Source organism: Streptomyces sp. NPDC059679, assembly GCF_042734105.1.
Classification (GTDB): Bacteria; Actinomycetota; Actinomycetes; order Streptomycetales; family Streptomycetaceae; genus Streptomyces.
In genome coordinates this window covers 71,294-95,307 of record NZ_JBHWES010000019.1, presented here as the reverse complement: position 1 = coordinate 95,307, position 24,014 = coordinate 71,294, and the positions used below count along the sequence as shown (strand labels likewise).

Annotated in this window: 20 protein-coding genes; 9 read left to right on the top strand and 11 right to left on the bottom strand. The window is 71.1% G+C overall.

Features of this window, described 5'->3' with window-relative positions:
- Positions 1–100: 100 nt before the first annotated feature.
- Both ACFV2X_RS21640 and ACFV2X_RS21635 read left to right on the top strand, forming a co-directional pair.
- Complete coding sequence (locus ACFV2X_RS21640) at positions 101–451, top strand: hypothetical protein (protein ID WP_385618757.1); 351 nt, start codon at positions 101–103, stop codon at positions 449–451.
- A 124-nt stretch (positions 452–575) separates the two neighbouring features.
- Positions 576–2,249, top strand: coding sequence for a hypothetical protein (locus ACFV2X_RS21635; RefSeq protein ID WP_385618754.1), 1,674 nt, complete (start codon positions 576–578; stop codon positions 2,247–2,249).
- On the opposite strand, the gene ACFV2X_RS21630 is transcribed toward ACFV2X_RS21635, so the two are convergent.
- Positions 2,246–2,731, bottom strand: coding sequence for a CU044_2847 family protein (locus ACFV2X_RS21630; protein WP_385618752.1), 486 nt, complete (start codon positions 2,729–2,731; stop codon positions 2,246–2,248). The two genes, ACFV2X_RS21635 and ACFV2X_RS21630, sit on opposite strands and share 4 nt — an antisense overlap.
- Positions 2,732–2,895: 164 nt before the next feature.
- Between ACFV2X_RS21630 and ACFV2X_RS21625 the strand changes: the two genes are divergently transcribed.
- The 4 genes from ACFV2X_RS21625 to ACFV2X_RS21610 all read left to right on the top strand — a co-directional run bounded on the left by ACFV2X_RS21625 (position 2,896) and on the right by ACFV2X_RS21610 (position 6,712).
- On the top strand, positions 2,896–4,368 hold the full coding sequence (locus ACFV2X_RS21625) for a DNA-3-methyladenine glycosylase 2 family protein (RefSeq protein WP_385618749.1): 1,473 nt from the start codon (positions 2,896–2,898) through the stop codon (positions 4,366–4,368).
- A gap of 27 nt (positions 4,369–4,395) precedes the next feature.
- A complete protein-coding gene (locus ACFV2X_RS21620; RefSeq protein ID WP_385618747.1) occupies positions 4,396–4,905 on the top strand; it encodes a methylated-DNA--[protein]-cysteine S-methyltransferase in 510 nt (169 codons plus the stop codon).
- 86 nt (positions 4,906–4,991) lie between these two features.
- Entirely contained in the window at positions 4,992–5,540 is a 549-nt protein-coding gene (locus ACFV2X_RS21615; protein ID WP_385618745.1) for a SigE family RNA polymerase sigma factor, read from the top strand.
- On the top strand, positions 5,537–6,712 hold the full coding sequence (locus tag ACFV2X_RS21610) for a hypothetical protein (protein WP_385618742.1): 1,176 nt from the start codon (positions 5,537–5,539) through the stop codon (positions 6,710–6,712). Before ACFV2X_RS21615 ends, ACFV2X_RS21610 begins: the two co-directional genes overlap by 4 nt.
- Before the next feature lie 24 nt (positions 6,713–6,736).
- On the opposite strand, the gene ACFV2X_RS21605 is transcribed toward ACFV2X_RS21610, so the two are convergent.
- Positions 6,737–7,483 (bottom strand): NAD-dependent deacetylase, encoded by a 747-nt coding sequence (locus ACFV2X_RS21605; protein WP_385618739.1) that lies wholly within the window; start codon positions 7,481–7,483, stop codon positions 6,737–6,739.
- Between the two features lie 118 nt (positions 7,484–7,601).
- Between ACFV2X_RS21605 and ACFV2X_RS21600 the strand changes: the two genes are divergently transcribed.
- A complete protein-coding gene (locus tag ACFV2X_RS21600; protein WP_385618737.1) occupies positions 7,602–8,327 on the top strand; it encodes a hypothetical protein in 726 nt (241 codons plus the stop codon).
- A 24-nt stretch (positions 8,328–8,351) separates the two neighbouring features.
- On the opposite strand, the gene ACFV2X_RS21595 is transcribed toward ACFV2X_RS21600, so the two are convergent.
- Positions 8,352–9,446 (bottom strand): ADP-ribosylglycohydrolase family protein, encoded by a 1,095-nt coding sequence (locus tag ACFV2X_RS21595; protein ID WP_385618735.1) that lies wholly within the window; start codon positions 9,444–9,446, stop codon positions 8,352–8,354.
- A gap of 179 nt (positions 9,447–9,625) precedes the next feature.
- On the opposite strand from ACFV2X_RS21595, the gene ACFV2X_RS21590 reads away from it, so the two are divergent.
- Complete coding sequence (locus ACFV2X_RS21590; protein WP_385618849.1) at positions 9,626–10,759, top strand: glycerate kinase; 1,134 nt, start codon at positions 9,626–9,628, stop codon at positions 10,757–10,759.
- Positions 10,760–10,894: 135 nt separating this feature from the next.
- Here the strand turns inward: ACFV2X_RS21590 and pssA are convergent, their stop codons facing one another.
- From pssA to ACFV2X_RS21550, 8 genes are all read right to left on the bottom strand, one after another.
- A complete protein-coding gene (gene pssA, locus ACFV2X_RS21585) occupies positions 10,895–11,764 on the bottom strand; it encodes a CDP-diacylglycerol--serine O-phosphatidyltransferase (protein ID WP_385618733.1) in 870 nt (289 codons plus the stop codon).
- Positions 11,751–12,398, bottom strand: coding sequence for a phosphatidylserine decarboxylase (locus ACFV2X_RS21580; protein ID WP_385618730.1), 648 nt, complete (start codon positions 12,396–12,398; stop codon positions 11,751–11,753). The genes pssA and ACFV2X_RS21580 overlap by 14 nt, the downstream gene beginning before the upstream one ends.
- A 183-nt stretch (positions 12,399–12,581) precedes the next feature.
- Positions 12,582–13,796 carry an acyl-CoA dehydrogenase family protein gene (locus ACFV2X_RS21575; RefSeq protein WP_385618727.1) on the bottom strand — a complete coding sequence of 405 codons (1,215 nt, stop codon included), beginning with the start codon at positions 13,794–13,796 and terminating at the stop codon, positions 12,582–12,584.
- Between the two features lies 1 nt (position 13,797).
- A complete protein-coding gene (locus ACFV2X_RS21570; RefSeq protein ID WP_385618846.1) occupies positions 13,798–14,304 on the bottom strand; it encodes a MaoC family dehydratase in 507 nt (168 codons plus the stop codon).
- A gap of 5 nt (positions 14,305–14,309) precedes the next feature.
- The gene (locus ACFV2X_RS21565; protein ID WP_385618724.1) at positions 14,310–15,329 is read right to left on the bottom strand and encodes an HpcH/HpaI aldolase/citrate lyase family protein; all 1,020 of its coding nucleotides are present in this window, start codon (positions 15,327–15,329) and stop codon (positions 14,310–14,312) included.
- Positions 15,326–17,362 (bottom strand): protein meaA, encoded by a 2,037-nt coding sequence (locus tag ACFV2X_RS21560; RefSeq protein ID WP_385618722.1) that lies wholly within the window; start codon positions 17,360–17,362, stop codon positions 15,326–15,328. Before ACFV2X_RS21560 ends, ACFV2X_RS21565 begins: the two co-directional genes overlap by 4 nt.
- Complete coding sequence (ccrA, locus tag ACFV2X_RS21555; RefSeq protein WP_385618720.1) at positions 17,359–18,723, bottom strand: crotonyl-CoA carboxylase/reductase; 1,365 nt, start codon at positions 18,721–18,723, stop codon at positions 17,359–17,361. The genes ACFV2X_RS21560 and ccrA overlap by 4 nt, the downstream gene beginning before the upstream one ends.
- A 361-nt stretch (positions 18,724–19,084) precedes the next feature.
- Positions 19,085–21,955 (bottom strand): Tat pathway signal sequence domain protein, encoded by a 2,871-nt coding sequence (locus tag ACFV2X_RS21550; protein ID WP_385618718.1) that lies wholly within the window; start codon positions 21,953–21,955, stop codon positions 19,085–19,087.
- 163 nt (positions 21,956–22,118) lie between these two features.
- On the opposite strand from ACFV2X_RS21550, the gene ACFV2X_RS21545 reads away from it, so the two are divergent.
- Entirely contained in the window at positions 22,119–23,981 is a 1,863-nt protein-coding gene (locus ACFV2X_RS21545; protein WP_385618716.1) for a glycoside hydrolase family 97 catalytic domain-containing protein, read from the top strand.
- The last annotated feature ends 33 nt before the right edge of the window (positions 23,982–24,014 follow it).

Below are 24,014 nucleotides of genomic sequence, written 5' to 3'. Positions count from 1 at the left end.
AGGCCCTCCGCAGCGCGCCCCCGGCACCGGCCGGTGGCGCCCCCATGCGATTCCCCATCGGTGCTGGTGGGAGTGGGGGCGGGGACGACGCGGAGCCGTGGTGTGGGTACTGCTGGGCATTCTCGGGGCCGTCGCCGTGCTCGGGATCTTCTCCTCGGTGCTGTACACGCTGGTCATCCCCCGCTCCAGCTTCATGGTGTGCCGAGCGTTCCGGCTGGTGGCCGACCAGCTGCCGGGCGCCGAGGCCCAGGACCGGGCGCTCGCGCCCGTGGCTGCAGTGGCCATTGTCGTCACGCTGATCGGCTGGCTGATATCCATCACGCTCGGCCTGCCAGCTCGCCGTTGGCCTCGGTCAAGACGTAGACGGCGGGCCGCGAGGAGGGCTTGCGGTTCGGCAGCTGCTGATTCGGTTGTTGGCCATGGTTGGCCAACGCATCCCCCGTCAGGGTGAATGGGGCCGTTTTCCGGGACGGCATGTGTGCGGGGAACGCATGATCGGTGGTGGCAAGTGGGTTCGTGGTGCTCCGAGGGAGAGAGGGAGGCCGGTGGCGCGTCAGCGGGGGAGGAACCGTCTGTTGCGTGCGATCGCGCCAGCGTTCACTGTGGCCGCGCCCTCGGGTGCCCGGATTCGGGACCGGCTGCGGGTCGATGGCGCGGACGAGACGGTCCTCACCTTGGTCGGGCAGCACCTGGGCCGTCATCAGCGGGCTGATCTCGCCGAGCGGGTTGCGATGGGCCTGGTGCCGGTGAAGGAGACCCGGCGGGCCGGGCGGAAGAGGAAGCTGACGGCGGTGTCGTCGTCGCCCTGGGCGGGGGCGATGACCCGTGCCGCCGAGGACCAGTACCAGCTGAGCATGCGTTGCCTGTACGACGAGCGTGCCGGGCTCCGTCGCGCCATCGGGAAGGTCGCCCGTCGCCTCGCGGTGCCGTGCGGGCAGCGGAAGGGCAGGGTTCGCGGCTACCAGGACCGGGGCGAGCGCTTCCAGAAGCAGCGCCGCCTCCAGGCAATCCAAGCCCGTCTTGCCGTGGTCGAGCAGCGCATCGCCGAGGGGCGGCCGTCCGTGGTCGTGGGCGGACGTCGTCTGGCGAAGACCCGGCACCACCTTGCCGACGCCGGGATCACAGCCGGGGAGTGGCGCGAGCGGTGGGATGCGGCCCGGCTGTTCCTCACCGCGGACGGCGAGTCCGGGGCCCCGTACGGGAACTACACCATCGCGGTGGATCCGGCGGACGGCAGCGTGACGATCGTGCTGCCCGAACCGCTCAGGCATCTGGCGAACGCGCCGCGTGGCCGCTACCGGCTGGCCTGCACCGTCACCTTCCACCACCGCAGGGCGGAGTGGCTGGACCGCGTCACCGCGAACCAGGCCGTCCGCTACGACATCGTGCGCGACCCCGGGCGTGGCCGCTGGTACCTCGACGCCTCGTGGTCGGCGGCGAAGAGCATGCTGTCGTCGCCGCAGGAGATCCGGGCGGCGGGCGGGTACATGCTCGGGGTCGACCTGAACGCCGACCATCTCGCAGCGTACGTACTCGACCCGCACGGTAACCCGGTCGGCGAACCTGTCACGGTGCCACTGGAGTTGACCGGCCCTGCCTCCCGGCGGGACGGCAGACTGCGGGCCGCTGTCGCCTCGCTGATCAGGACCGCCAGGATGCACGGCTGCATGGGGATTGTGGTCGAGAATCTGGGCTTCGCCGACGCCAGGCAGACGGGCCGGGAGACGATGGGGCGCGGTCGGTGTGGCAAGGCTTTCCGGCGCACGGTGGCCGGTATCCCGACCGCCCAGTTTCGGGAACGGCTGCGCGGTATGGCCTGCCACCAGGGGCTGGTGGTGGTCGCCGTGGACCCGGCCTACACCTCCCGGTGGGGCGCCCAGCACTGGCAAGCGCCCCTCGACGATCAGTCGACGACCACTGTCACCCGGCATCACGCGGCCGCGGTGGCGATCGGCAGACGCGGCCTGGGACAACGGATCCGGCGTCGGCCAGGTGTGACCGCTCCCGACCGGAGGATCGGACAGCGGAGAGCTACCGGCCAGACCGCATCCGTACCCGGGCCGCATGGGACCACGAGCCCGCCCAGGACCACAGGCACGCCCGATGGGGGCGGTAAGACCTGCCGGAGCCGAAGTGACCAGCTCGTGCTGTTCCCCGCACCCAGGACCGTTCGGAGTGCACCCGGCACCAGACGCCCTCCTCCTGGCCCGGAACGCGTTGATGCGGCCAACACCGGCCAACAACGCTAGGAACGGTGTGGAACCACCCCATGGCCGGAGCCGTCGCCCGGCCGTGTGGCGGCAAGCTGGCCCTGGCCGTCTGCCTGACCGCCGCCCGGCCTGCCCGCCTCGGCCGCCAGCTGCCAGGTGGCCGAAACCGTCAGGCTGGCCTGCCCGTTGGCGCCCACGATGCCCAGCTTGAGGTCCTGTCCCACCTGCACACCGAACTGCACATTGATCTCATGCGGCGGGTTCGGCGCGGCGCACACCGCGTCGTGCACCTCCTGCAGCAGCGGGCCCAGCGGCCGCAGCACCGTACGCAGCGCGTCGGTGGCCAGCGCCGCCGCGGCCCGCGAACCGCGCCCCACCGGGGTCACCCCGCCCACCCCGCCGAGCCCGCCCGGCTTGGCGGGCTGGGTGCCGCTCGCGGCCGTGCCCGCGGGGGCCAGCTCCAGGCGTACGGAGGTGTCGTCGGCAAGCACTATTTCGGCGTAGTCCGTCACACCTTCCATGATGCCGATCACAGCGCCTCTGGACTGCCCTTTCGCGCCAATATGCCGTGGCTCGGCGGGGCGAGTGGACACCCACGGACCCACCGCGGAGCCACCTTCGCCCCCCAGACGTCGATGTCGGATTCTCGCGAGCCAGGGGCCTTCCGATGGCCGATGCTTGAGCCATGCATACCGACACCGACCGGTGCCTGCGCGCCGCCCAGGCCAAGGACGCGCGGTTCGACGGATGGTTCTTCGTGGCCGTCGTCACCACCGGCATCTACTGCCGTCCGAGCTGCCCGGTCGTCGGCCCCAAGCCCGAGAACATGCGCTTCCACCCGAGTGCGGCGGCCGCCCAGCAGGCCGGGTTCCGGGCCTGCAAGCGCTGTCGCCCCGACGCCAGCCCCGGCTCGCCGCAGTGGAACGAGCGCGCCGACCTGGTCGCCCGCGCGATGCGGCTGATCGCCGACGGGGTGGTCGACCGCGACGGGGTGCCCGGCCTCGCCGCCCGCCTCGGGTACAGCACGCGCCAGATCGAGCGGCAGCTGCGCGCCGAGCTCGGCGCGGGTCCGCTCGCCCTGGCCCGGGCGCAGCGCGCGCAGACCGCGCGGCTGCTCATCGAGACCACCGGGCTGCCGATGGCGGAGATCGCCTTCGCGGCCGGCTTCGCCAGCATCCGGGCGTTCAACGACACCGTCCGTGAGGTGTTCGCGCTGTCGCCCACCGAGCTGCGGCAGCGGGCCAAGCGCGGCGGGCGGTCCGCCGCGCCGGGCGCGCTGACTCTGCGGCTGCCGTTCCGGGCGCCGCTGTGCCCGGACAACCTCTTCGGCCACCTGGCCGCCACCGCCGTGCCCGGGGTGGAGGAGTGGCGCGACGGCGCGTACCGCCGCACGCTGCGGCTGCCGTACGGACACGGGGTCGTGACGCTGCGCCCGGAGCCGGACCACATCGGCTGTCAGCTGTCCCTCACCGATATGCGCGACCTGGCCGGGGCGATCAGCAGATGCCGGCGGCTGCTGGACCTGGACGCCGACCCCGTCGCGGTCGACGAGCTGCTGCGCACCGACCCCGACCTCGCGCCGCTGGTCGACAAGGCGCCGGGGCGGCGGGTGCCGCGTGCGGTGGACGCCGACGAGTTCGCGGTCCGCGCGGTGCTCGGGCAGCAGGTGTCCACGGCGGCGGCCCGTACGCACGCGGCCCGGCTGGTGACCGCACACGGTGAGCGGATCGAGGACCCGTCGGGCGGGCTGACCCATCTCTTCCCGACCGCGCGGGCCCTGGCGGGCCTCGACCCCGAGGCGCTGGCCATGCCGCGCACCCGCCGCGCCACGCTCCTCGGCCTGATCGACGCGCTCGCCTCGGACCGCCTCGCACTCGGCATCGGCAGCGACTGGGACGAGGCGCGGGCGCGCCTGGCCGAGCTGCCCGGGATCGGGCCGTGGACCGTCGAGGTCATCGCGATGCGCGCGCTGGGCGACCCGGACGCGTTTCTCCCGACCGACCTCGGGGTGCGGCACGCCGCCGCCGAACTGGGGCTGCCCGCCACCCCGGGGGCGCTGACCCGGTACGCGACCCGCTGGCGGCCCTGGCGCGCGTACGCCGTCCAGTACCTGTGGGCCACCGGCGATCACCCGATCAACTACCTGCCCGCATCGTAGGAAACCCGGAATCGAGAGAAACCCAGCATGTCCCGCACCCACACCACCATTGACAGCCCGTACGGGCTACTGACCCTCGTCGCCGACGAAACCGCCCTGGCCGGGCTCTATATGACCGACCAGCGCCACCGTCCGGCCGAGGAGACCTTCGGCGCCCCCGGCGACCCCGACGAGTCCCCGTTCGCCGAGACCATCCGTCAGCTGAGCCGCTACTTCGCGGGCGAGCTGACCGAGTTCGACCTGCCGCTGCGGCTGTCCGGCACCCCGTTCCAGCGCCGTGTCTGGTCCGAGTTGCAGCGCATCCCGTACGGCGAGACCGTCTCGTACGGACAGCTCGCCGACCGCCTCGGCCGGCCGACCGCATCCCGCGCCGTGGGCCTGGCCAACGGCAAGAACCCGGTGGGCATCATCGTCCCCTGCCACCGCGTGGTCGGCTCCACCGGCAGCCTCACCGGCTACGGCGGCGGGCTCGACCGCAAGCGGCAGCTGCTGGACTTCGAGGCGCGGGGGCGGCAGCCGGGCCTCCAACTTTTTTGACCGGCCCGGCATAGCGGAGCGCCCCCGCACACGTCCAAGGAGGTGAGAGACGACCGCGAGACGAAGACGACCGATCACGGGGAACCATGAATGACGAGGAAGAGCGCCGCTTCCGCGAATTCGTCGCGGCGCGCTCGCCCGCGCTGATGCGCACGGCGACCCTCCTGACCGGCGGCGACACCCACGCCGCCGAGGACCTGCTGCAGACGGCGCTGGCGAAGGCAGCGGGGCGCTGGGGCAGGCTGGAGAACCCCGAGGCGTATCTGCGGCAGGTGCTCTACCGGCAGCAGGTGAGCCTGTGGCGGCTGCTGCGTACGCGCCGTGAGACCACGGTGGCCGAACTCCCCGACGCCGCCGGGCGCGAGGACGTCACCGGCGCGGCCGAGCTGAGAATCCAGCTGCGCCGGGCGCTCGCCCGGCTGACGGCGCGTCAGCGCTCCATGTTGGTGCTGCGTTACTTCGAGGACTGCCCCGAGGGGGAGGTGGCCCAACTGCTCGGCTGCTCGGTGGGCACCGTCCGCAGTACGACACACCGGGCGCTGGCCAAACTGCGCAAGCTCGTACCGGAGTTGGCCCCCGGCGCCGTCTCCTGTGGCCCCGATTTCGGCAACTCACCTGCGGAGGTGTGGAAGTGAACGCTGACCAGCTGTTGCGGGACACGCTGCGCGAATGGGCCGAGGAGACACCGACCCCGGCCCGGCCCGACCTGGCCGGCCGGGCCCTGCTGCGCCGCCGCAGGCGCCGGGCCACCGCGGTGACGGTGACGGCCGCCGCCTTCGCGCTGCTGGCGGGCGGCGTGGCGGTGCCGGTGCTGGCGGAGCACGATCAGCCCGCCCAATCGGGGCCGGCGCAACGGATGCCCAACGACGTGTCCGCGTACCCGCGCGAGTCCCCGCCGCGCCATCTGATCGCCGCCGGGGGCGTCGCGGTGTCGGCGTATCAGGCGGACCGGAAGACCCGGAAGCAGGACGGGGTCGAGCGGACGACGTACACCTGGTATCTGTACGACCCCGGGACGCAGCAGTACGAGAAGACGCGTTGGGGCTGGCTGGATGTCGCCCCCGGGATGCGCCGAGCGGCCGTCCTGGAGAAGACACTGCCCGCGTCCCGGGTCGGGATCCTCGATCTGGACACCGGGAAGGTGACGAAGTGGATCCCGCTGGAGCGCAAGGCGGGCGGGGTGCAGTGGTCGCCGGACGGAAAGCGGCTGGCGGTGACCACGTACAGCGGCTATCCGGATGTCGAGACCGATGCCCGCAACCGGTTCACGTCCCATGCGAGGACCGGCTATTACCTGGTCGACGTCGACTCGGGCCGGAAGGAGTACCGTCCGAAGGGCGTCGACACGGATGACACGTTCATCGGCGTCGGCCGTCTGGACGTGCGGTGGAGCCGGGACGGCAAGCTGTTGCTGGTCCCGTTGCCCCCGGGCGGCGCCATGGAGACCTGGTACGACCTGGAAGGGCGGTTGAGCAAGAAGGCCCCCGCGTACGAGGAGGGCGTGGTCGGGCCGTTTGCCGGCCTATCGCCGGACGGGCGCTACTACACGGTGGGCGACGGCTGGACGGCGACCGTGAAGGAGACGCGGACGCACCGGACGGTCGGTGCGCCGGGCGGGATGACGGTCGCCTGGGCCGACAACGACCGCCTGGTTCGCTGGGACTGCCCGCCGGATCGGCGCTGCACACGCGATATGGGTGAGCGGCTGGTGCTGACCGACACCACCGGGCGCATCAAGATCCCGCTCACCGGCTACCGCTACAGCGACACCCCCCAGGACTGGGACCCGCTGATCACCCGCCGCTGACGGGCGCCCGGTTGTCCCCGGCTCTCACCCTTCCGCCGCGATGCGCTCCAGCAGCGCCGGCAGGGCCGTGCCGATGGGCTCGCGGATCAACTGATCCGCGAGCTCGTCGTACGACGTGGGCTCGGCGTTGACGATGATCAGCCGGGCCCCCGACTCCGAGGCCATCCCGGTGAGCGAGGCCGCGGGCTGGACCTGGAGGCTGGTGCCGACCGCGATGAAGATCTCGCACGCCTTCGCCACCGCGACCGCGCCCGTCAGCACCTCCGGATCGAGGCTTTCCCCGAACATCACCGTGGCCGACTTCAGGATCCCGCCGCACGCCAGACAGGCCGGGTCGGGCTCACCGCCCGCCACCCGCTCCAGGGCCTCCGCCATCTCGGAGCGCACCTTGCAACGCGTGCACTGCACGGCCCGCGCCGTGCCGTGCAGCTCCAGGACCTTGCGCGCGGGGAGCCCGGCGAGCTGGTGCAGTCCGTCCACGTTCTGCGTGATCACCCGGACCGGCGTGCCTGACCGCTCCAGCCGCGCCACGGCCTCATGCGCCTGGTTCGGCTCGGCGCGCAGCGCCTGGCTGTCCCGCCGCATCTGCCAGGAGCGGCGGCGGATGTCCGGGTCGGACATGTAGTACTCGTACGTCACCAGCTTCTCGGCCTCCGGATCGCGCCGCCACAGCCCTTGCGGGCCGCGGTAGTCGGGGATCCCGGAGTCCGTGGAGATACCGGCCCCGCTCAGGATCGCCACGAGCGGTCGGCGCGTCGCTTCGGTGCTCATGGGGCGAGCGTACGCACCGAGTAGGGACGGCAGCGAGCGCGTTTATCCGGACCGTTTATACGGAGCGGTAAAGTCCGCCATCGAACATGATCGGCGCGGCGGAGGCGGAGAGTTCCAGATGACGCGGTCTGTGTGGCTGAGCGATACGAGCGTGCGGCGAAAGGGGGATCCGCCGCCTCAGGACGGGCGCGTCACCCTGGAGATACGCACCTCCGACGGCCCCGACCCCGAGGGCGGCGAGGTGATACGGACCGTGGCCTACCCCGAGCGGCGGCTTCCGCCCGGCGGCGGCCACGACGAGTACCGCGCTGCCCGCAAGCAGGGCGTCCGCGCCTTCGCTCTCTGGGCCGACCCGCACCGCACGCAGGTGTTCGCCCAGGTCGTGACCAAGTCGGCGGCCAAGGGCGCCCCCGCCACCTACGAGGTGCTGGGCGCGGCCGGCGAGCCACTGGCTCTCGTCGTCCGCGAACCGGCCATGACGGGCGGCCGGATCCGCACCCGCTGGACCGTCCAGCCGGCCGGGGCGCAGCCCGTCACCGGGCTCAAGGGGCGGGCCTTCTGGTGGGGCGTGTGGTGGCTGATCTCCCCGATCCAGCTGGCCATCATGGTCGGCAGCCTGATCGCGGCCAGCGGCGACGTCGCGCGCATGCCGCGCCGTACGAAGTGGCGCGCGGGGGACCGGGTTGTCCTCGACTACCACAGCGGGGTGGGGGACAGCTTCGTGCTCGACGCGGTGGCGGACGGATGGGACGAGCGCGTGACCGCGTCGCTCCTCGCGCTGCTCGACAGCTACGACAGCTGGCTGGGCGACGCGTGGGACGCGGTGGACCGGACCCGCGCGTAACGGCTCGGCCCTCTGGGCACATGCTCAGCCCACAGCCGCCCCCGCTCCCGCCCGTGCCATCGCCAGCCGGTGCGTGCGCGCCGCCAGGTCGCTGATCCGGGCCCCGTCGAAGCCGAACACCGCGCTGCGCACCCGGTCCCGCAGCGGTTCGGTCCACTGCGGGGGGATCGCCGCCGCGCCGTACAGGACGCCCGCGACCGACCCGGCCGTCGCGCCGTTGGAGTCGGTGTCCAGGCCGCCGCGCACGGTGAGGGCAATGGTCGAGGTGAAGTCGCCCTCGCCGTAGAGCAGCCCGGCCGTGATGACGGCCGCGTTGGGCACGGTGTGGATCCAGTGCAGCCCGCTGGTCTCCCGCTCCAGCTGGTCCAGCGCGTCCGGCCGGCTCACCCCCGCCTGGTACAGGGCGGCGGCCTTGCGGACCGTACGGGCCAGGCGGCAGCGGGGCGGGATGCGGTCCAGCGCCGCTTCGATCGCGTCGCGCGGGCCGTCGGCCGTGAACGCGGCGGCGATCAGGGCGGCCGCCCACATCGCCCCGTACACGCCGTTGCCGGTGTGCGACAGTACGGCGTCGCGCCGGGCCATCGCGGCGGCGGTGCGCGGGTCGCCGGGGTTGACCCAGCCGTGGATGTCGGCGCGGATGAGGGCGCCGATCCACTCCTGGTAGGGGTTGTCGAGGGTGGCGGTGAGCGGTGGCTTCACCCCGGCGGTGAGGTTGCGGTAGGCGACCCGCTCGGCGGTGAAGGTCTGGAGATACGGCAGGCGCAGCAGCCACAGGTCGCCGACCTGCTCGGTGGTGAAGTCGAAGCCGTGGGTCTCCAGGAGCTGCAGCCCCAGCAGGGTGTAGTCGATGTCGTCGTCCCGGCAGCTGCCGTGGATCCGGCCCCGGGTGCACTCCTGCCACTCCGGGCGCAGCTCGAACTCCACGGGGTCCGGCGGCGGCTCCAGCGCGGGGAAGTAGTCGGTCAGGGGCAGGGCGTCCGCGCGGCGCAGATAGCGGTCGATCCGCTCCCGGGTCCAGTGGTCACCGCGCTCCACGGGCTTGCCGAGCATGTTCCCGGCGATGCGGCCGAGCCAGCCGCCGAGGATCCGATCCGCGAGTGTGCTCCCGCCTAGGGCCATGTGGTCAGGTTTACCCGAGCCGGTGCGCATACGCAGGCCGGACCGCCCGATATAGGGTCCGGCTGAGGGGTGGCGGGTCGTCGGCCGGGGGCGGAGAGCGAGAGGTTACGACGGTGACGGATGCTGCGAAGGCAGGGGCGCGGGGCCGGGACGGGATACGGCCGGGGGCGCCGAGGCGGGTGTTGATCGCCGCGGACAAGTTCAAGGGCTCGCTGACGGCCGTGGAGGTCGCCGAGCATGTGACGGCCGGGCTGCGGCGCGGGGCGCCGGGCGGGGCCGGGGCGGTGAGCGTCGAGGCGCTGCCCGTCGCCGACGGCGGCGACGGGACGGTGGACGCGGCGGTCGCCGCCGGGTTCGAGCGGCGTACGGCACGGGTGACGGGGCCGCTGGGCGAGCCGGTGACCGCGGCGTACGCGCTGCGCGGCGAGGTGGCGGTGGTGGAGATGGCCGAGGCGTCCGGGCTGCGCCATCTGCCCAAGGGGGTCTTCGCGCCGCTGACCGCGACCACGTACGGCAGTGGTGAGCTGCTGCGCGCGGCGCTGGACGCGGGCGCCCGCACCATCGTCTTCGGGGTCGGCGGCAGCGCGACCACCGACGGCGGCGCGGGCATGCTGGCCGCGCTGGGCGCCCGGCTGCTGGACGACGCGGGCGAGCCGGTCGAACACGGGGGTGGTCCGCTGCGGGGGCTGGCCACGGGGGATCTGAGCGGGCTGGACCCGCGCCTTGCGGACACCGAGATCGTTCTGGCCAGCGATGTGGACAATCCGCTGACCGGGCCGAAGGGCGCGGCGGCGGTGTACGGCCCGCAGAAGGGCGCGACCGAGGCCGATGTCGCGGCCCTGGACGCCGCGCTCGCCCACTACGCGGAGGTGCTGGGGCGGGCGGTGGGGTCGCGGGCCGCGGAGTGCGCGCAGGCGCCCGGCGCGGGCGCGGCGGGCGGCATCGGCTACGGCGCGCTCGTCGGCCTCGGCGCGGCCTTCCGCCCCGGGATCGAGGTGATGCTCGACGTCCTCGGCTTCGCGCCCGCGCTGGCCCGCGCCGACCTGGTGATCACCGGCGAGGGTTCCCTGGACGAGCAGACCCTGCACGGCAAGGCCCCGGCGGGCGTGGCGGCCGCGGCGCGGGCGCGCGGCGTCGAGGTGGTCGCGGTCTGCGGCCGTCTCGCACTGCCCCCGGAGGCCCTGGCCGACGCGGGCATCAGCCGTGCCTACCCCCTGACCGCCCTGGAACCGGACCCCGCCCGCTGCATCGCCGAGGCCGGCCCCCTCCTGGAACGCGCGGCGGAACAGCTCGCGGCGGACTTCCTCGCCTGAGCCGGTTCCGTGGCCGGAGCACCAGTGGCCGGAGCTCTATACGTACGATCCCGAGGGGCCGCGAGAACACCGAAACGGGGTGGGCCCCAGCGATTCGCGCGGGGCCACCCCCATTCCGTATGGCGGGTAGCCGCGCTACCGCCGCTGCGCCGCCCACGCCCCCCCGCCGGTGTGGCGGAAGGCGGTGACCCCGCCGGCCCAGGGGAAGAGGGGGATCACCGCGCCGAGGACCAGCTGCAGGGCGCAGGCGGTCTGGAGCAGCAGCTCGCCGCCGGGGGCCTCGAAGGCCCAGGCCGCCAGGAGGGCCATGCTGGTGACGATCCAGCTCAGCATGGCGACCGCGAGCCGGCCGCGGGGCTTGGGGTACTCCACGCGGCTCACCATCAGCCAGGCGACGCCGACGATGGCCAGCAGTGTGGGGACGAACGGCAGGCCCAGGAGCACGACCGACACCACGGTGAGCGCGCCGAAGGGGCTCGGCATGCCCTGGAAGACGCCGTCGGGCATGGTCACGCAGGAGAATCTCGCAAGCCGCAGCACCACCGCCAGCAGCACCACGATCGCGGCGACCGCCGTCACCCGCTGGTACGCGTCGGGGGCGGCGACCATGCCCCACACCACCACGAAGTACGCGGGGGCGAGCCCGAAGCTGATCAGGTCGGAGAGGTTGTCCAGCTCCGCGCCCATCGCCGAGCTGCGCAGCTTGCGCGCGACGAGCCCGTCGAACAGGTCGAAGACGGAGGCGAGCAGCATCAGCATGACCGCGGAGGCGGCGCTGTGCCGGGTCATGCCGCCGTCCTCGCTGCCCGTCAGGTGCGGGATGAGGACGCCGGTGGTGGTGAAGTACACCGCCAGGAAGCCACAGGTCGCGTTTCCGAGGGTGAGCGTGTCCGCTATCGACAGGCGCGTCGACAGCGGCATGTCGTCCGTCTCGTCGATGTCCTCGTCCACCTCGGCCCCGGGGGCCCAGGCGGCGGCCTGTGTTTCGGGATCAGTGACGGTCAAGGCGAGTCACCCCCGCTGTGGTGGTCTGGCCGACCTCGACCGCGACGTCGATGCCCTTGGGGAGGTAGATGTCGACGCGCGAACCGAAGCGGATCAGGCCGATCCGCTCGCCCTGCTCCACCTTGGTGCCCTGGGGCACATACGGCACGATGCGCCGGGCGACGGCACCGGCGATCTGCACCATCTCGATGTCGCCGAGCTCGGTGTCGAAGTGCCAGACAACCCGCTCGTTGTTCTCGCTCTCCTTGTTGAACGCGGGCACGAAGCCGCCGGGGATGTGCTCGACGGACGTCACGGTGCCGGCCAGCGGGGCGCGGTTGACATGGACGTTCAGCGGGCTCATGAAGATGGCGACGCGGGTGCGCCCGTCCTTCCACGGCATGATGCTCTGCACCACGCCGTCGGCCGGAGAGATGACCCGGCCCTCAGCGATCTCTCGCTCAGGGTCGCGGAAGAACCACAGCATGCCCGCCGCGAGAGCGGTGGCGGGCACGGCGACCGCCGCCCAGCGTCCGGAGCGGCGGGCGCGAGTGAGGCTGACCGCCGCCGTGGCGACGGTCGGGAGGAGCCACGGCGACGCTCCGCGCGCGAGGCGGACGCGGCCGCGAGGTGCAGAGGATTGGCTGTGGGGCATGGATGACCTTCGTAGCGGAGGGTGCCGCAACATAACACTTGGGGACGGCGGCTTTCCGGGATCGTATCGGTTGCGAGCGGTAACTGGGCAAGCGCCGGGGCCTGTCGGTGGCTGAAGTCTCCCCGGCATGGTGTGATCTTCTTCTCGCGGTCACCACCGCAATACCATGCCAAAAAGGTAAATTCAGCCGTTGATACGGTACTCCTCCAGCAGTCGTCGTCCGATAATCATTTTCTGGATCTCGGCGGTCCCTTCGCCGATGAGAAGCATCGGGGCTTCGCGGTACAGGCGCTCGATCTCGTACTCCTTGGAGAAGCCGTAGCCGCCATGGATGCGGAAGGCGTCCTCCACGACCTCCTTGCAGTACTCGGAGGCCAGGTACTTGGCCATCCCCGCCTCCAGGTCATTGCGCCTGCCCGCGTCCTTCTTACGGGCCGCGTTGACCATCATCGCATGGGCCGCCTCGACCTTTGTGGCCATTTCGGCCAGTTTGAACTGGATGGCCTGATGTTGCGCGATGGGTTTGCCGAAGGTGTGCCGCTGCTGTGCATATGCAACGCCGAGCTCGAAGGCGCGGCGCGCCACACCGCAGCCACGGGCGGCCACATTGACCCGCCCGACCTCCACTCCGTCCATCATTTGGTAAAAACCGCGGCCGGTCGTGCCGCCGAGGACGCGATCCGCCGGAATGCGCAGTCCGTCCAGGATGAGCTCGGTGGTGTCGACGCCCTTGTAGCCCATCTTCTCGATCTTGCCGGGGATGGTCAGCCCGGGGCGGACCTCGCCGAAGCCCGGCTCCTTCTCCACCAGGAAGGTGGTCATGGACTTGTGCGGCGCCAGTCCCTCGGCTCCCTCGGCCGTCGTCTCATCCGTACGGCACAGCACCGCCACCACCGTGGAGGTGCCGCCGTTGGTCAGCCACATCTTCTGGCCGGTGAGCAGATAGTCGTCGCCGTCCCGGACGCCCTTGGTGGTGATCGCGGACACATCCGAGCCCAGGCCCGGCTCCGACATCGAGAAGGCGCCGCGGATCTCGCCCAGCGCCATCTTGGGCAGGAAGTACTCCTTCTGCTCCTGGGTGCCGTGCTGCTTAAGCATGTACGCGACGATGAAGTGGGTGTTGATGATGCCGGACACGCTCATCCAGCCGCGGGCGATCTCCTCCACGCACAGCGCGTAGGTCAGCAGCGACTCGCCGAGCCCCCCGTACTCCTCGGGGATCATCAGCCCGAAGACGCCGAGCTCCTTCAGGCCCTCGACGATCTGGGCCGGGTACTCGTCGCGGTGCTCCAGCTCGGTGGCGACCGGCAGGATCTCTTTGTCGACGAAGTCCCTGACGGTCGCCAGGATCTCCTGCTGGACGTCCGTCAGGCCGTCGGTCTGCGCGAGGCGGCTCATCTCAGTCCTCTCCCAGCTGGGGCCGGCCGGGCTGCTCGCCGCCCCGCTCCTTGATGTATGTCGCCGTCGGCACCATCACCTTGCGCCGGAAGACGCAGACGAGCGTGCCGTCCTGCTTGTAGCCCTTGGTCTCCACATGGACCACGCCCCGGTCGGGCTTGGACTTCGACGGGGTCTTGCCGAGCACCGTCGTCTCGCCGTAGATCGTGTCGCCGTGGAAGGTGGGCGCGACATGGCGCAGCGACTCGACCTCCAGGTTGGCGATGGCCTTGCCGGAGACGTCGGGGACGGACATGCCGAGCAGCAGCGAGTAGATGTAGTTCCCGACCACCACGTTCTTGCCGAAGTCGGTCGTCTTCTCGGCGTAGTTGGCGTCCAGGTGGAGCGGGTGGTGGTTCATGGTGAGCAGACAGAAGAGGTGGTCGTCGTACTCGGTGACGGTCTTCCCCGGCCAGTGCCGGTAGACATCGCCCACCGAGAACTCCTCATAGGTCCGGCCGAACTGCATGGCGCTCACGCCTCCGGGGTCTCGAAGCGGGACGTACGGGCCATACCGGCGGCCCGGCCCTTGCCGGCGATCACCAGCGCCATCTTGCGGCTGGCCTCGTCGATCATCTCGTCGCCGAGCATCGCCGAGCCCTTCTTGCCGCCCGCCTCGGACGTGTAGTACTCGTACGCGTCCAGGATCAGCTCGGCGTGGTCGTAGTCCTCCTGCGAGGGCGAGAAGACCTCGTTGGCGGCCTCGACCTGGCCCGGGTGCAGCACCCATTTGCCGTCGAAGCCGAGCGCGGCGGCGCGGCCCGCGACCTCGCGGAAGCCGTCCACGTTCTTGATCTGGAGATACGGTCCGTCGATCGCCTGGAGGTCGTTGGCGCGGGCGGCCATCAGGATCTTCATGAGGATGTAGTGGTAGGCGTCGGCCGGATAGCCGGGCGGCTGCTCGCCCACGACCAGCGACTTCATATTGATCGAGGCCATGAAGTCGGCCGGGCCGAAGATGATCGTCTCGATGCGCGGGGAGGCCTGCGCGATCGCGTTGACGTTGTTCAGGCCCTGGGCGTTCTCGATCTGCGCCTCGATGCCGATCCGGCCGACCTCGAACCCCATCGTCTTCTCGATCTGCGTCAGCAGCAGGTCGAGCGCGACGATCTGCTCGGCGTTCTGCACCTTCGGCAGCATGATGCAGTCGAGGTTGGGGCCCGCGCCCTCCACCACCGTCACCACGTCGCGGTACGTCCACTCGGTCGTCCAGTCGTTGACGCGCACCACCCGGGTCTTGCCCGTCCAGTCGCCCTCGTTGAGGTACTTGACGATGGTGTGCCGCGCCCCGGGCTTGGCCAGCGGTGCGCATGCGTCCTCCAGGTCCAGGAAGACCTGGTCGGCGGCCAGGCCCTGCGCCTTCTCCAGGAAGCGCGGGTTGCTGCCGGGCACGGCGAGGCAGGAGCGGCGCGGGCGGAGACGGTTGACAGAAGGAAGGGACGCGGCGGAGCCGCTCGCTGGAAGGGTGGTGGCGGGCGACGGGAGGGCGGTCATGCGGGGACCTCCAGGGGGTCGAGGTGGTTCGCGGTGCGGATCTCGTCGACGATACGGCCGATGATCTCTGTGATACCGAAGTCCTTCGGGGTGAACACGGCAGCCACTCCGGCCTCGCGCAGCGCCACGGCGTCCGCGGCCGGGATGATCCCGCCGACGATCACCGGGATGTCGGGGGCCCCGGCCTCGCGCAGCCGGGCCAGTACGTCCGGCACCAGCTCGGCGTGCGAGCCGGAGAGTATGGAAAGACCGACGCAGTGCACGTCCTCGGCGACGGCCGCCGAGACGATCTGCTCGGGGGTGAGCCGGATCCCCTGGTAGATCACCTCGAAACCGGCGTCCCGGGCCCGTACGGCGATCTGCTCGGCGCCGTTGCTGTGCCCGTCCAGGCCCGGCTTGCCGACCAGCAGCCGCAGCTTGCCGACGCCGAGGTCGGCGGCGGTCGCGGCGGCCTTGGCGCGGACGGCGGCGAGCGGGGTGCCCTCCTCGGCGGCGACCGCCACGGGCGCCCCGCCGACCCCGGTCGGGGCGCGGAACTCGCCGAACACCTCCCGCAGCGCCCAGGACCACTCGCCCGTGGTGACGCCCGCGCGGGCGCACTCCAGGGTCGGGCCCATCAGGTTGTCGCTGCCCGCCGCGGCCTTCTTGAGCGCGGCCAGGGCGTCCTGGGCCCGGCCCTCCTCGCGCCGGTCACGCCAGGCGACCAGCGCATGGACCACCCGCGCCTCGCTCGAAGGGTCCACCGTCATGATCGCGGTGTCCAGGTCGGCGGTGAGCGGATTGGGCTCGGTGGACTCGTAGCAGTTGACGCCGACGATCTTCTCCTCGCCCGCTTCGATGCGCGCCCTGCGCTCGGCGTGCGAGGCGACCAGCCGCGCCTTGAGATAGCCGGACTCGACGGCGGCCATGGCCCCGCCCATCTCCTGGATCCGGTCGATCTCGGCCAGCGCGGCCTCGGCGAGCGCGTCCACCTCGGCCTCGATGACGTGCGAGCCGGCGAAGATGTCGTCGTACTCCAGCAGATCGCTCTCATGGGCGAGGACCTGCTGGATGCGCAGCGACCACTGCTGGTCCCAGGGGCGCGGCAGCCCCAGCGCCTCGTTCCAGGCCGGGAGCTGTACGGCGCGGGCGCGGGCGTCCTTGGAGAGGGTGACCGCCAGCATCTCCAGCACGATGCGCTGGATGTTGTTCTCCGGCTGGGCCTCGGTCAGCCCGAGGGAGTTGACCTGGACGCCGTAGCGGAAGCGGCGGTGCTTGGGGTCCTGGACGCCGTAGCGCTCCAGGGTGATCCGGTCCCAGATCCGGCCGAAGGCGCGCATCTTGCACATCTCCTCGATGAACCGGACGCCCGCGTTCACAAAGAAGGAGATACGGGCCACCACATCGCCGAAGCGCTCCTGGGGCACGTGCCCGGAGGCCCGTACGGCGTCCAGCACGGCGATCGCGGTGGACATCGCGTAGGCGATCTCCTGCACCGGGGTGGCCCCGGCCTCCTGCAAGTGGTAGCTGCAGATGTTGATCGGGTTCCACTTGGGGATGGCGCCGACCGTGTACGCGATCATGTCGGTGGTCAGCCGCAGGCTCGGCCCGGGCGGGAAGACATGCGTCCCGCGCGACAGGTACTCCTTGACGATGTCGTTCTGCGTGGTGCCCTGCAGCGCGGCCACGTCGGCGCCCTGCTCCTCCGCGACCACCTGGTACAGCGCCAGCAGCCACATGGCGGTGGCGTTGATGGTCATGGACGTGTTCATCCGCTCCAGGGGGATGTCCTGGAACAGCCGGCGCATGTCCCCGAGGTGGCAGACCGGGACGCCGACCCGGCCCACCTCGCCGCGGGCCAGGATGTGGTCCGGGTCGTAGCCGGTCTGGGTGGGCAGGTCGAAGGCGACGGACAGGCCGGTCTGGCCCTTGGCGAGGTTGCGCCGGTACAGGTCGTTGGACGCCTCGGCGGAGGAGTGCCCGGCGTAGGTCCGCATCAGCCAGGGCCGGTCCTTCTTCCTCCGTTGTTCCCTCCGCTCTTCGCGGGCCGTCATGCGGCGTCCCGGAAGATGTTGATGGCGTCGATGTGGCGTTCGCGCAGCTCCGGGTCGCGCACGCCCAGGCCCTCCCGGGGGGCGAGGCACAGCACGCCGACCTTGCCCTGGTGGACGTTGCGGTGGACGTCGTGGGCGGCCTGGCCGGTCTCCTCCAGGGAGTAGACCTTGGAGAGGGTGGGATGGATCTTGCCCTTGGCGATCAGCCGGTTGGCCTCCCACGCCTCGCGGTAGTTGGCGAAGTGGGAGCCGACGATGCGCTTGAGCGACATCCACAGATAGCGGTTGTCGTACTCGTGGGTGTAGCCGGACGTGGACGCGCAGGTCACGATGGTGCCGCCCTTGCGGGTGACGTACACGCTCGCGCCGAAGGTCTCCCGGCCCGGGTGCTCGAAGACGATGTCCACGTCCTCGCCGCCGGTCAGCTCGCGGATGCGCTTGCCGAGGCGCTTCCACTCCTTCGGGTCCTGGGTGTGCTCGTCCTTCCAGAACTTGTAGTCCTCGGCGCTGCGGTCGATGATCGCCTCGGCGCCCATGGCCCGGCAGATCTCGGCCTTGCGGGGCGAGGAGACCACGCAGATCGGGGTGGCGCCGCCGGCGAGGGCGAACTGGGTGGCGTAGCTGCCGAGGCCGCCGCTGGCGCCCCAGATCAGCACGTTGTCGCCCTGCTTCATCCCGGCGCCGTTACGGGAGACCAGCTGCCGGTAGGCGGTCGAGTTGACCAGACCCGGGGCGGCGGCCTCCTCCCAGCTCAGATGGGTGGGCTTGGGCATGAGCTGGTTGGACTTGACCAGCGCGAGCTCGGCGAGGCCGCCGAAGTTGGTCTCGAAGCCCCAGATGCGCTGCTCGGGGTCGAGCATGGTGTCGTTGTGGCCGTCCGCGGACTCCAGCTCGACGGACAGACAGTGTGCGACGACCTCGTCGCCGGGCTGCCAGATGTTGACGCCCGGCCCGGTGCGCAGCACGACGCCCGCGAGGTCGGAGCCGATGATGTGGTACGGCAGATCATGCCGCTTGGCGAGCGGGGAGAGCCTGCCGTACCGCTCCAGGAACCCGAAGGTGGGCAGCGGCTCGAAGATCGAGGTCCACACGGAGTTGTAGTTGACCGAGGAGGCCATGACGGCCACCAGGGCCTCGCCGGGGCCGAGTTCGGGCACCGGCACCTCGTCCACGTGCAGGGACTTACGGGGGTCCTTCTCCTTGGTGGTCTGGCCGGTGAACATCTCGGCCTCGTCCTTGTGCACGGTCACCGCGCGGTACGACTCGGGGACGGGGAGGGCGGCGAAGTCCGCGGGCCCCAGGGCGGGGGAGCCGTGGTCGGGCGCTGTCGACGCCAGGATCGCGTCCAGGATTTCGTTCATCGGTGCCTCCGGCGAAGCGTCGGGGGACGCTTGAGGGAACGCTGGGCTCTTTGACGGGTGCTGTGCTGCTGGTGCCGTCGGTTCGGCGGAGGTGGTGCTGAGCAGCGCGCGGGTAGCGCGGAGGGTGCCTGGTGACGCAGGCGGTCCGGGCGCGCAAAGCGGCTTGCGGGGACAGTCGGCGCGCCGTTGTTCGTGCTGCGCGTCGTCCGCTCGGACAACATCACCGTATGGCACCCTGTGCCAGGTCGCAAGACACTGCGTGCCAACAAATTCTCTCAGTTGTCATCTTGAGGGCACACATGAGCGGCGACGGCCGCCCCGGATGGGACGGCCGTCGCGTTCGGTGCGTGATTGCGTGGGGTCAGCCGCTCTTCTCCAGCGTGAGCGCGAAAATATGCCCCCTCGCGGTCCCCGACGGGGCGCCCAGGGTCACGGTGGACAGCTCCTTCGCCGGGTCCAGCTCCACCTTCTGGTGGAAGATCGCCGCCTTGGTGCCCAGCGGGCCGGTACGGGTGTGGATCTGGCTGGTGCGCACCGCCTCCGTCTCGCCGTACTTCGGGCCCGACAGCCAGGCCGTGAGTGCGACGTTCACCTTCGCGGTCGAGCCGTCCGCGTAACCGAGCTCGGCGGGCACCGTCACATCCGCCGTATCGCCCGAGCCCAGCACATGCAGCCTGGCGTAGGCGCCCGCCGGGACGGAGATCTTCTGGCCGGCCGCGATGACGTTGTTGTTGGAGCCCTCGCTGCCGTTGGTGAACGAGAAGGTGATCCCGTCGTCCTCCGTCTGCCCGGTCTGGGGCAGCTGGGCCATCGGATACGTCCGGCCGGTGCCGTCGAAGTCGCCGTCCCCGTAGTACATCTCGGTGGTGATGGCGTCGTTGTCGAAGTGGCCGACCAGATCCACCGGGGTGGCCGCGCCCGTCTCCGGCAGCGCCGGCAGCCCCCAGCGCTCGGCGGGCTCGGTGACCTTCACGGGCGCGATCTCGAAGTCGGGCCGCGACCCCGCCGGGTACACCACCGCCTCCTCGTCCCGGTCCAGGTCCAGCTCGATCACGCCGTCGGCCACCTCGCGCCACTTCGGCGCGGGACCGCCGACCCCGGCCACGGTGATCCGCCCGCCGATCGAGTGCCGGACGCGGCACGGCTCCCCGGCCAGGCTGCGTACCCGCACCCAGCGCGTCGTACCGCCCTTGCGCACCCCGCTGACCAGGAACGCGCCCTGGGTGCGGAAGTCGTGCAGGGTGACGTCCCGCCACTCGCCCGGCACGCCCGGGAAGAAGCGGATGGTGTCGCCCCAGCTCTGGCAGAGCATGTCGTGGATGGACTGCGCGCCCGACAGCGGGGTCTCGATGACCGGGCCCGCCTCGTAGTAGTGCGTATTGGGCTGGATGAACCGCGCCACCAGCTCGCGCAGATACTTCAGCGCGTCATCGCCCCGGCCCATCTGGGTGGAGATCGAGGCCGCGCCCGAGAAGCTGTAGCCGCGCAGCGCGCCCTCGAAGCTGATCCAGTGGTCCAGCGAGCGCGCGATCAGGTCGCGGCTCTCCTTCTGGTCCCAGTTGACCAGGTAGAGGGGGTAGACGGAGAGCATGTGCGAGTAGTGGCGGTGCGACTTGGCGAACGGCACCCCGGTGCCGATCATGAAGCCGTTCTCGTCCACCGGGTAGTCCACCAGCTTGTCCAGCACCTCGCGCCACTTCGGCGCCAGCTCGTCGTCCTTGCCCAGCAGCTCGACGGTCTCCAGCAGGGTTTTGCAGCTCCAGCGCAGCAGCGCCAGGTCGTAGTTGCAGTCCGGGGCCGACCCGTACTCGGGGGAGAAGGTCTTCGGCAGATGCAGCTTGCCGTCCGGCTGCTCCTGGAGAAAGTGCAGGTAGTAGTTGGTGGAGCGGCGCAGCAGCGGATAGAGCACATCCTCCAGCAGGCCCCGGTCCATGGAGTGCCGGTAGGTCAGCCATACGTTGTGCAGCGCCCACGGCAGATTGCCGACCTCCGGGTCACCGACGCCCGGGACCGGCATCGAGCCGTTGTCCTCGCACTGCGCGTCCGTGGAGCGGCGCAGCCCGGCCGAATCGGCCTGGTACTCGGGCTTGAGCGCCTTGATCAGGACGTCGGTGTTCTCGGTGAGGGTGCGCGGGATCGCGTCCAGCTCCAGGTGGTTGGAGCCGTAGACCGGCCAGTACTCCAGCTGCACATTGAGGTTCCACCACACCCCGGGCCAGGGGGTGGGCTCCACCCAGGGGCCGGTGGTGGCCATGACGGGGGCGTGCTCACGGGCCGCGCAGGCCAGCTTGTAGAGCTGGATCCAGTAGAAGCTCTGCAGCATGCCGTCGGGGACGGAGATGAAGCTCTTGCGGTAGAAGCGGTGCCACCAGTCGCGGTGGGAGCGCAGCAGGCTGGAGACCGGGAGCGCGGACGTCTTGCGGACGGTGGTGCGGACCCGGCCCTCCGCGTCCGTACCGGGGAAGGAGTGTGCGACCGCCAGGTAGTACGTGCGCTCCCGGCCCGTACCGCGCTCCTTGTACGCGCTCGCCGTCTGCCCGCCCGGGACCAGCGACTGGACGGTGATGCCCATCCCGTCCTCGGTGCGGCTGACCGGGGCCGGGTTCGGCTCGAAGCCCGCCGGCGGGTTCTCGCGGACGATACGCGGGCTGATCGCGGGGGAGGGGCGGTACTCCCAGCGGAAGCCCTCCTCGCCCTCGCTCGCCTCCACGGTGGCCAGCAGCATCGTCCGGTCGTTGTGCACCAGGGCGCGCAGCTTCAGCGTGCCCTGGCCGGTGGTGATGGTGCCGCGCACCTCGGCGTTCCACAGGTCCAGGCGCAGATCGACGCCGGTGATCGCGCCGACCGGGCGCAGCAGCAGATTGCCGACCGGCAGCCGCGCCACGCCCCAGTCGCTGCCGCCCTCGGCGGGGCGGTGGTCCTGGGACTCGCTGTGGTGGACCGTGAAGCGCAGGGCGTTCTCGCCCGGCTCCTGGTAGACGATCGAGCCGAACAGTCCATTGCCGAGGAACGGCCCCTCGTACCAGGTGCGCGGCATCCGTTTCCAGAGCAGGTCCTGCCCGGAGAGGAACCGTTCCCACTCTCTGTCGGTCCGCATCCCCCGCAGGGTCACGGCCTGCTGCGCCGCCGTCGGCGTGGCGGCGGCGGCCGGCTCGGCGAGGGCCCCCGCCGTCGTCCCGGCGGCCGCGCCGACCGCCACCCGGCCCAGGAATCCACGTCTGCTGACTGCCATCTTTCGATCAGCTCCATCCAACACAGCAAACAGATTGATCCGATGATTTGGCTAGACGGGAGCGTAGGAACGGGCTAATGATGCGTCAAGACACCGGATAGATCAGATGTATCGAGCCGTACTCCTGTCGCATTCCTAGAGCCGACTCCAACGGGAGGGAACGTTGCGCGTCATACGATCCAGGGTCACCAGAGCCGCGGCGGCCATCGCCTGCGCCGTGGCCGTCCTCGTACCGCTACGGGCGCAGGCCGACGCGAAAGCCGACGCACGGACCGACGGTCACAGCTGGCGGCTGACCGGACAAGGCCAGGTCAGCGGGCAGCTCACGCTGACCAGCGACGGCGGGCTGACCCTGTCGGCCCAGCACGGCCGCACCACCGTCCTGCGCCCCTCCGCGCTCGGCATCCGCACCGCCGACACCGACTTCAGCGCCGGGCTGCGCTACGAAGGACGCAGCGACCGGCGGATCCACGAGACGTACACGACCGTCAGCGGACGCCGCACCCACCACACCTCCGACGCCTCCGAGTCCACCTTCACCTTCCGCAAACAGGGGCAGACCCTCAAGGTCGTCGTCCGGGTCGCCGCCGACGGGCTGGCCTACCGCTACGTACTGCCCGGCAAGGACACCGTCACCGTGCTCGGCGAGGCGACCGAGTTCGCTGTCCCGCCGACCGCCGACTCCTTCCTGCTGCCCTACGACAACGGCCGCCAGGACTACGAATCGGCCCACGACCACACCACCGTCGCCGACGCCAAGGCCGGCGACTACGGCTACCCCTCGCTGTTCCACATCGGCGACAGCTGGCTGCTCGTCGAGGAAGCCGACCTCAACAGCTCCTACGGCGGCTCCCGCCTCACCCTCGACGCCACCACCGACCGCTTCGAACTGACCCTCCCCGACCCCGCCGAGGTCAGCTCCCCCGGCCTCACCACACCCTGGCGCACCCTCGTCATCGGCGACCTCGCCACCGTCACCGAGAGCGACCTGCCCACCGACCTCGCCGCGCCCTCCAAGGTCGCCGACACCTCCTGGATCAAGCCAGGCAAGGCCGCGTGGTCCTGGTGGTCCGACGGGCAGAGCCCGACCAGCCTCGCCGCGCAGAAGAAGTTCGTCGACTTCGCCGCCCGGGAGGGCTGGAGCTACGTCCTCGTCGACTCCGGCTGGAGCAACGACTGGGTGCCCGAGCTGACCGCCTACGCCAAGGAGAAGGGCGTCGGCATCTGGCTGTGGGCGCGCTGGCAGACCATCGACGCGCAGAGCGAGCGGGACCGGCTGATGCCGCTGTGGAAGTCCTGGGGCGTCGTCGGGCTGAAGATCGACTTCCTGGAGTCCGACGGGCAGGACCGGATGCGCTGGTACGACGCGGTCTTCAAGGACAGTGCGAAGTACCAGTTCATGCTGAACTTCCACGGCGCCACCATCCCGCGCGGCCAGGAGCGCACCTGGCCCCAGCTGATGAGCACCGAAGCCGTCAAGGGGGCCGAGGGCACCCGTCCCAAGCCCGGCCGCGAACCCTTCCCGGCCGCGCACTACACCACGCTGCCCTTCACCCGTAACCTCATCGGCTCCATGGACTTCACCCCCGTCACCTTCACCGGGGTACGGCCCACCAGCGACGGGGCGGAACTCGCGCTGTCCGTGGTGTACGAGTCGGGGGTGCAGCACTTCGCTGACAGCGTCGAGTCGTACGACGGCAGGCCGCTCGCCCGGAAGTTCCTGCGGACCGTACCCACGGTGTGGGACGACACCAAGCTCGTCGACGGCGCCCCCGGCGACCGCGCGGTCCTCGCCCGCCGCTCCGGCGACGACTGGTACCTGGGCGCGATCACCTCAGGCGATGCCCGCACCCTGGACGAGCCCCTGACCTTCCTGGGCGCGGGTAACTGGCGCGCCGAGCTCTACAAGGACGGCGCGGACGGCCAGATCGTCACCGAGACCCGCGACGTGACGTCCGCCTCCCGCCTGTCGATCGCCATCCCGAAGAACGGCGGCTTCGCGGTCCGCTTCACGCAGGCGGGGTAGAAGGGGTTCCAAATTACCCGCCGTGGGCCTGGG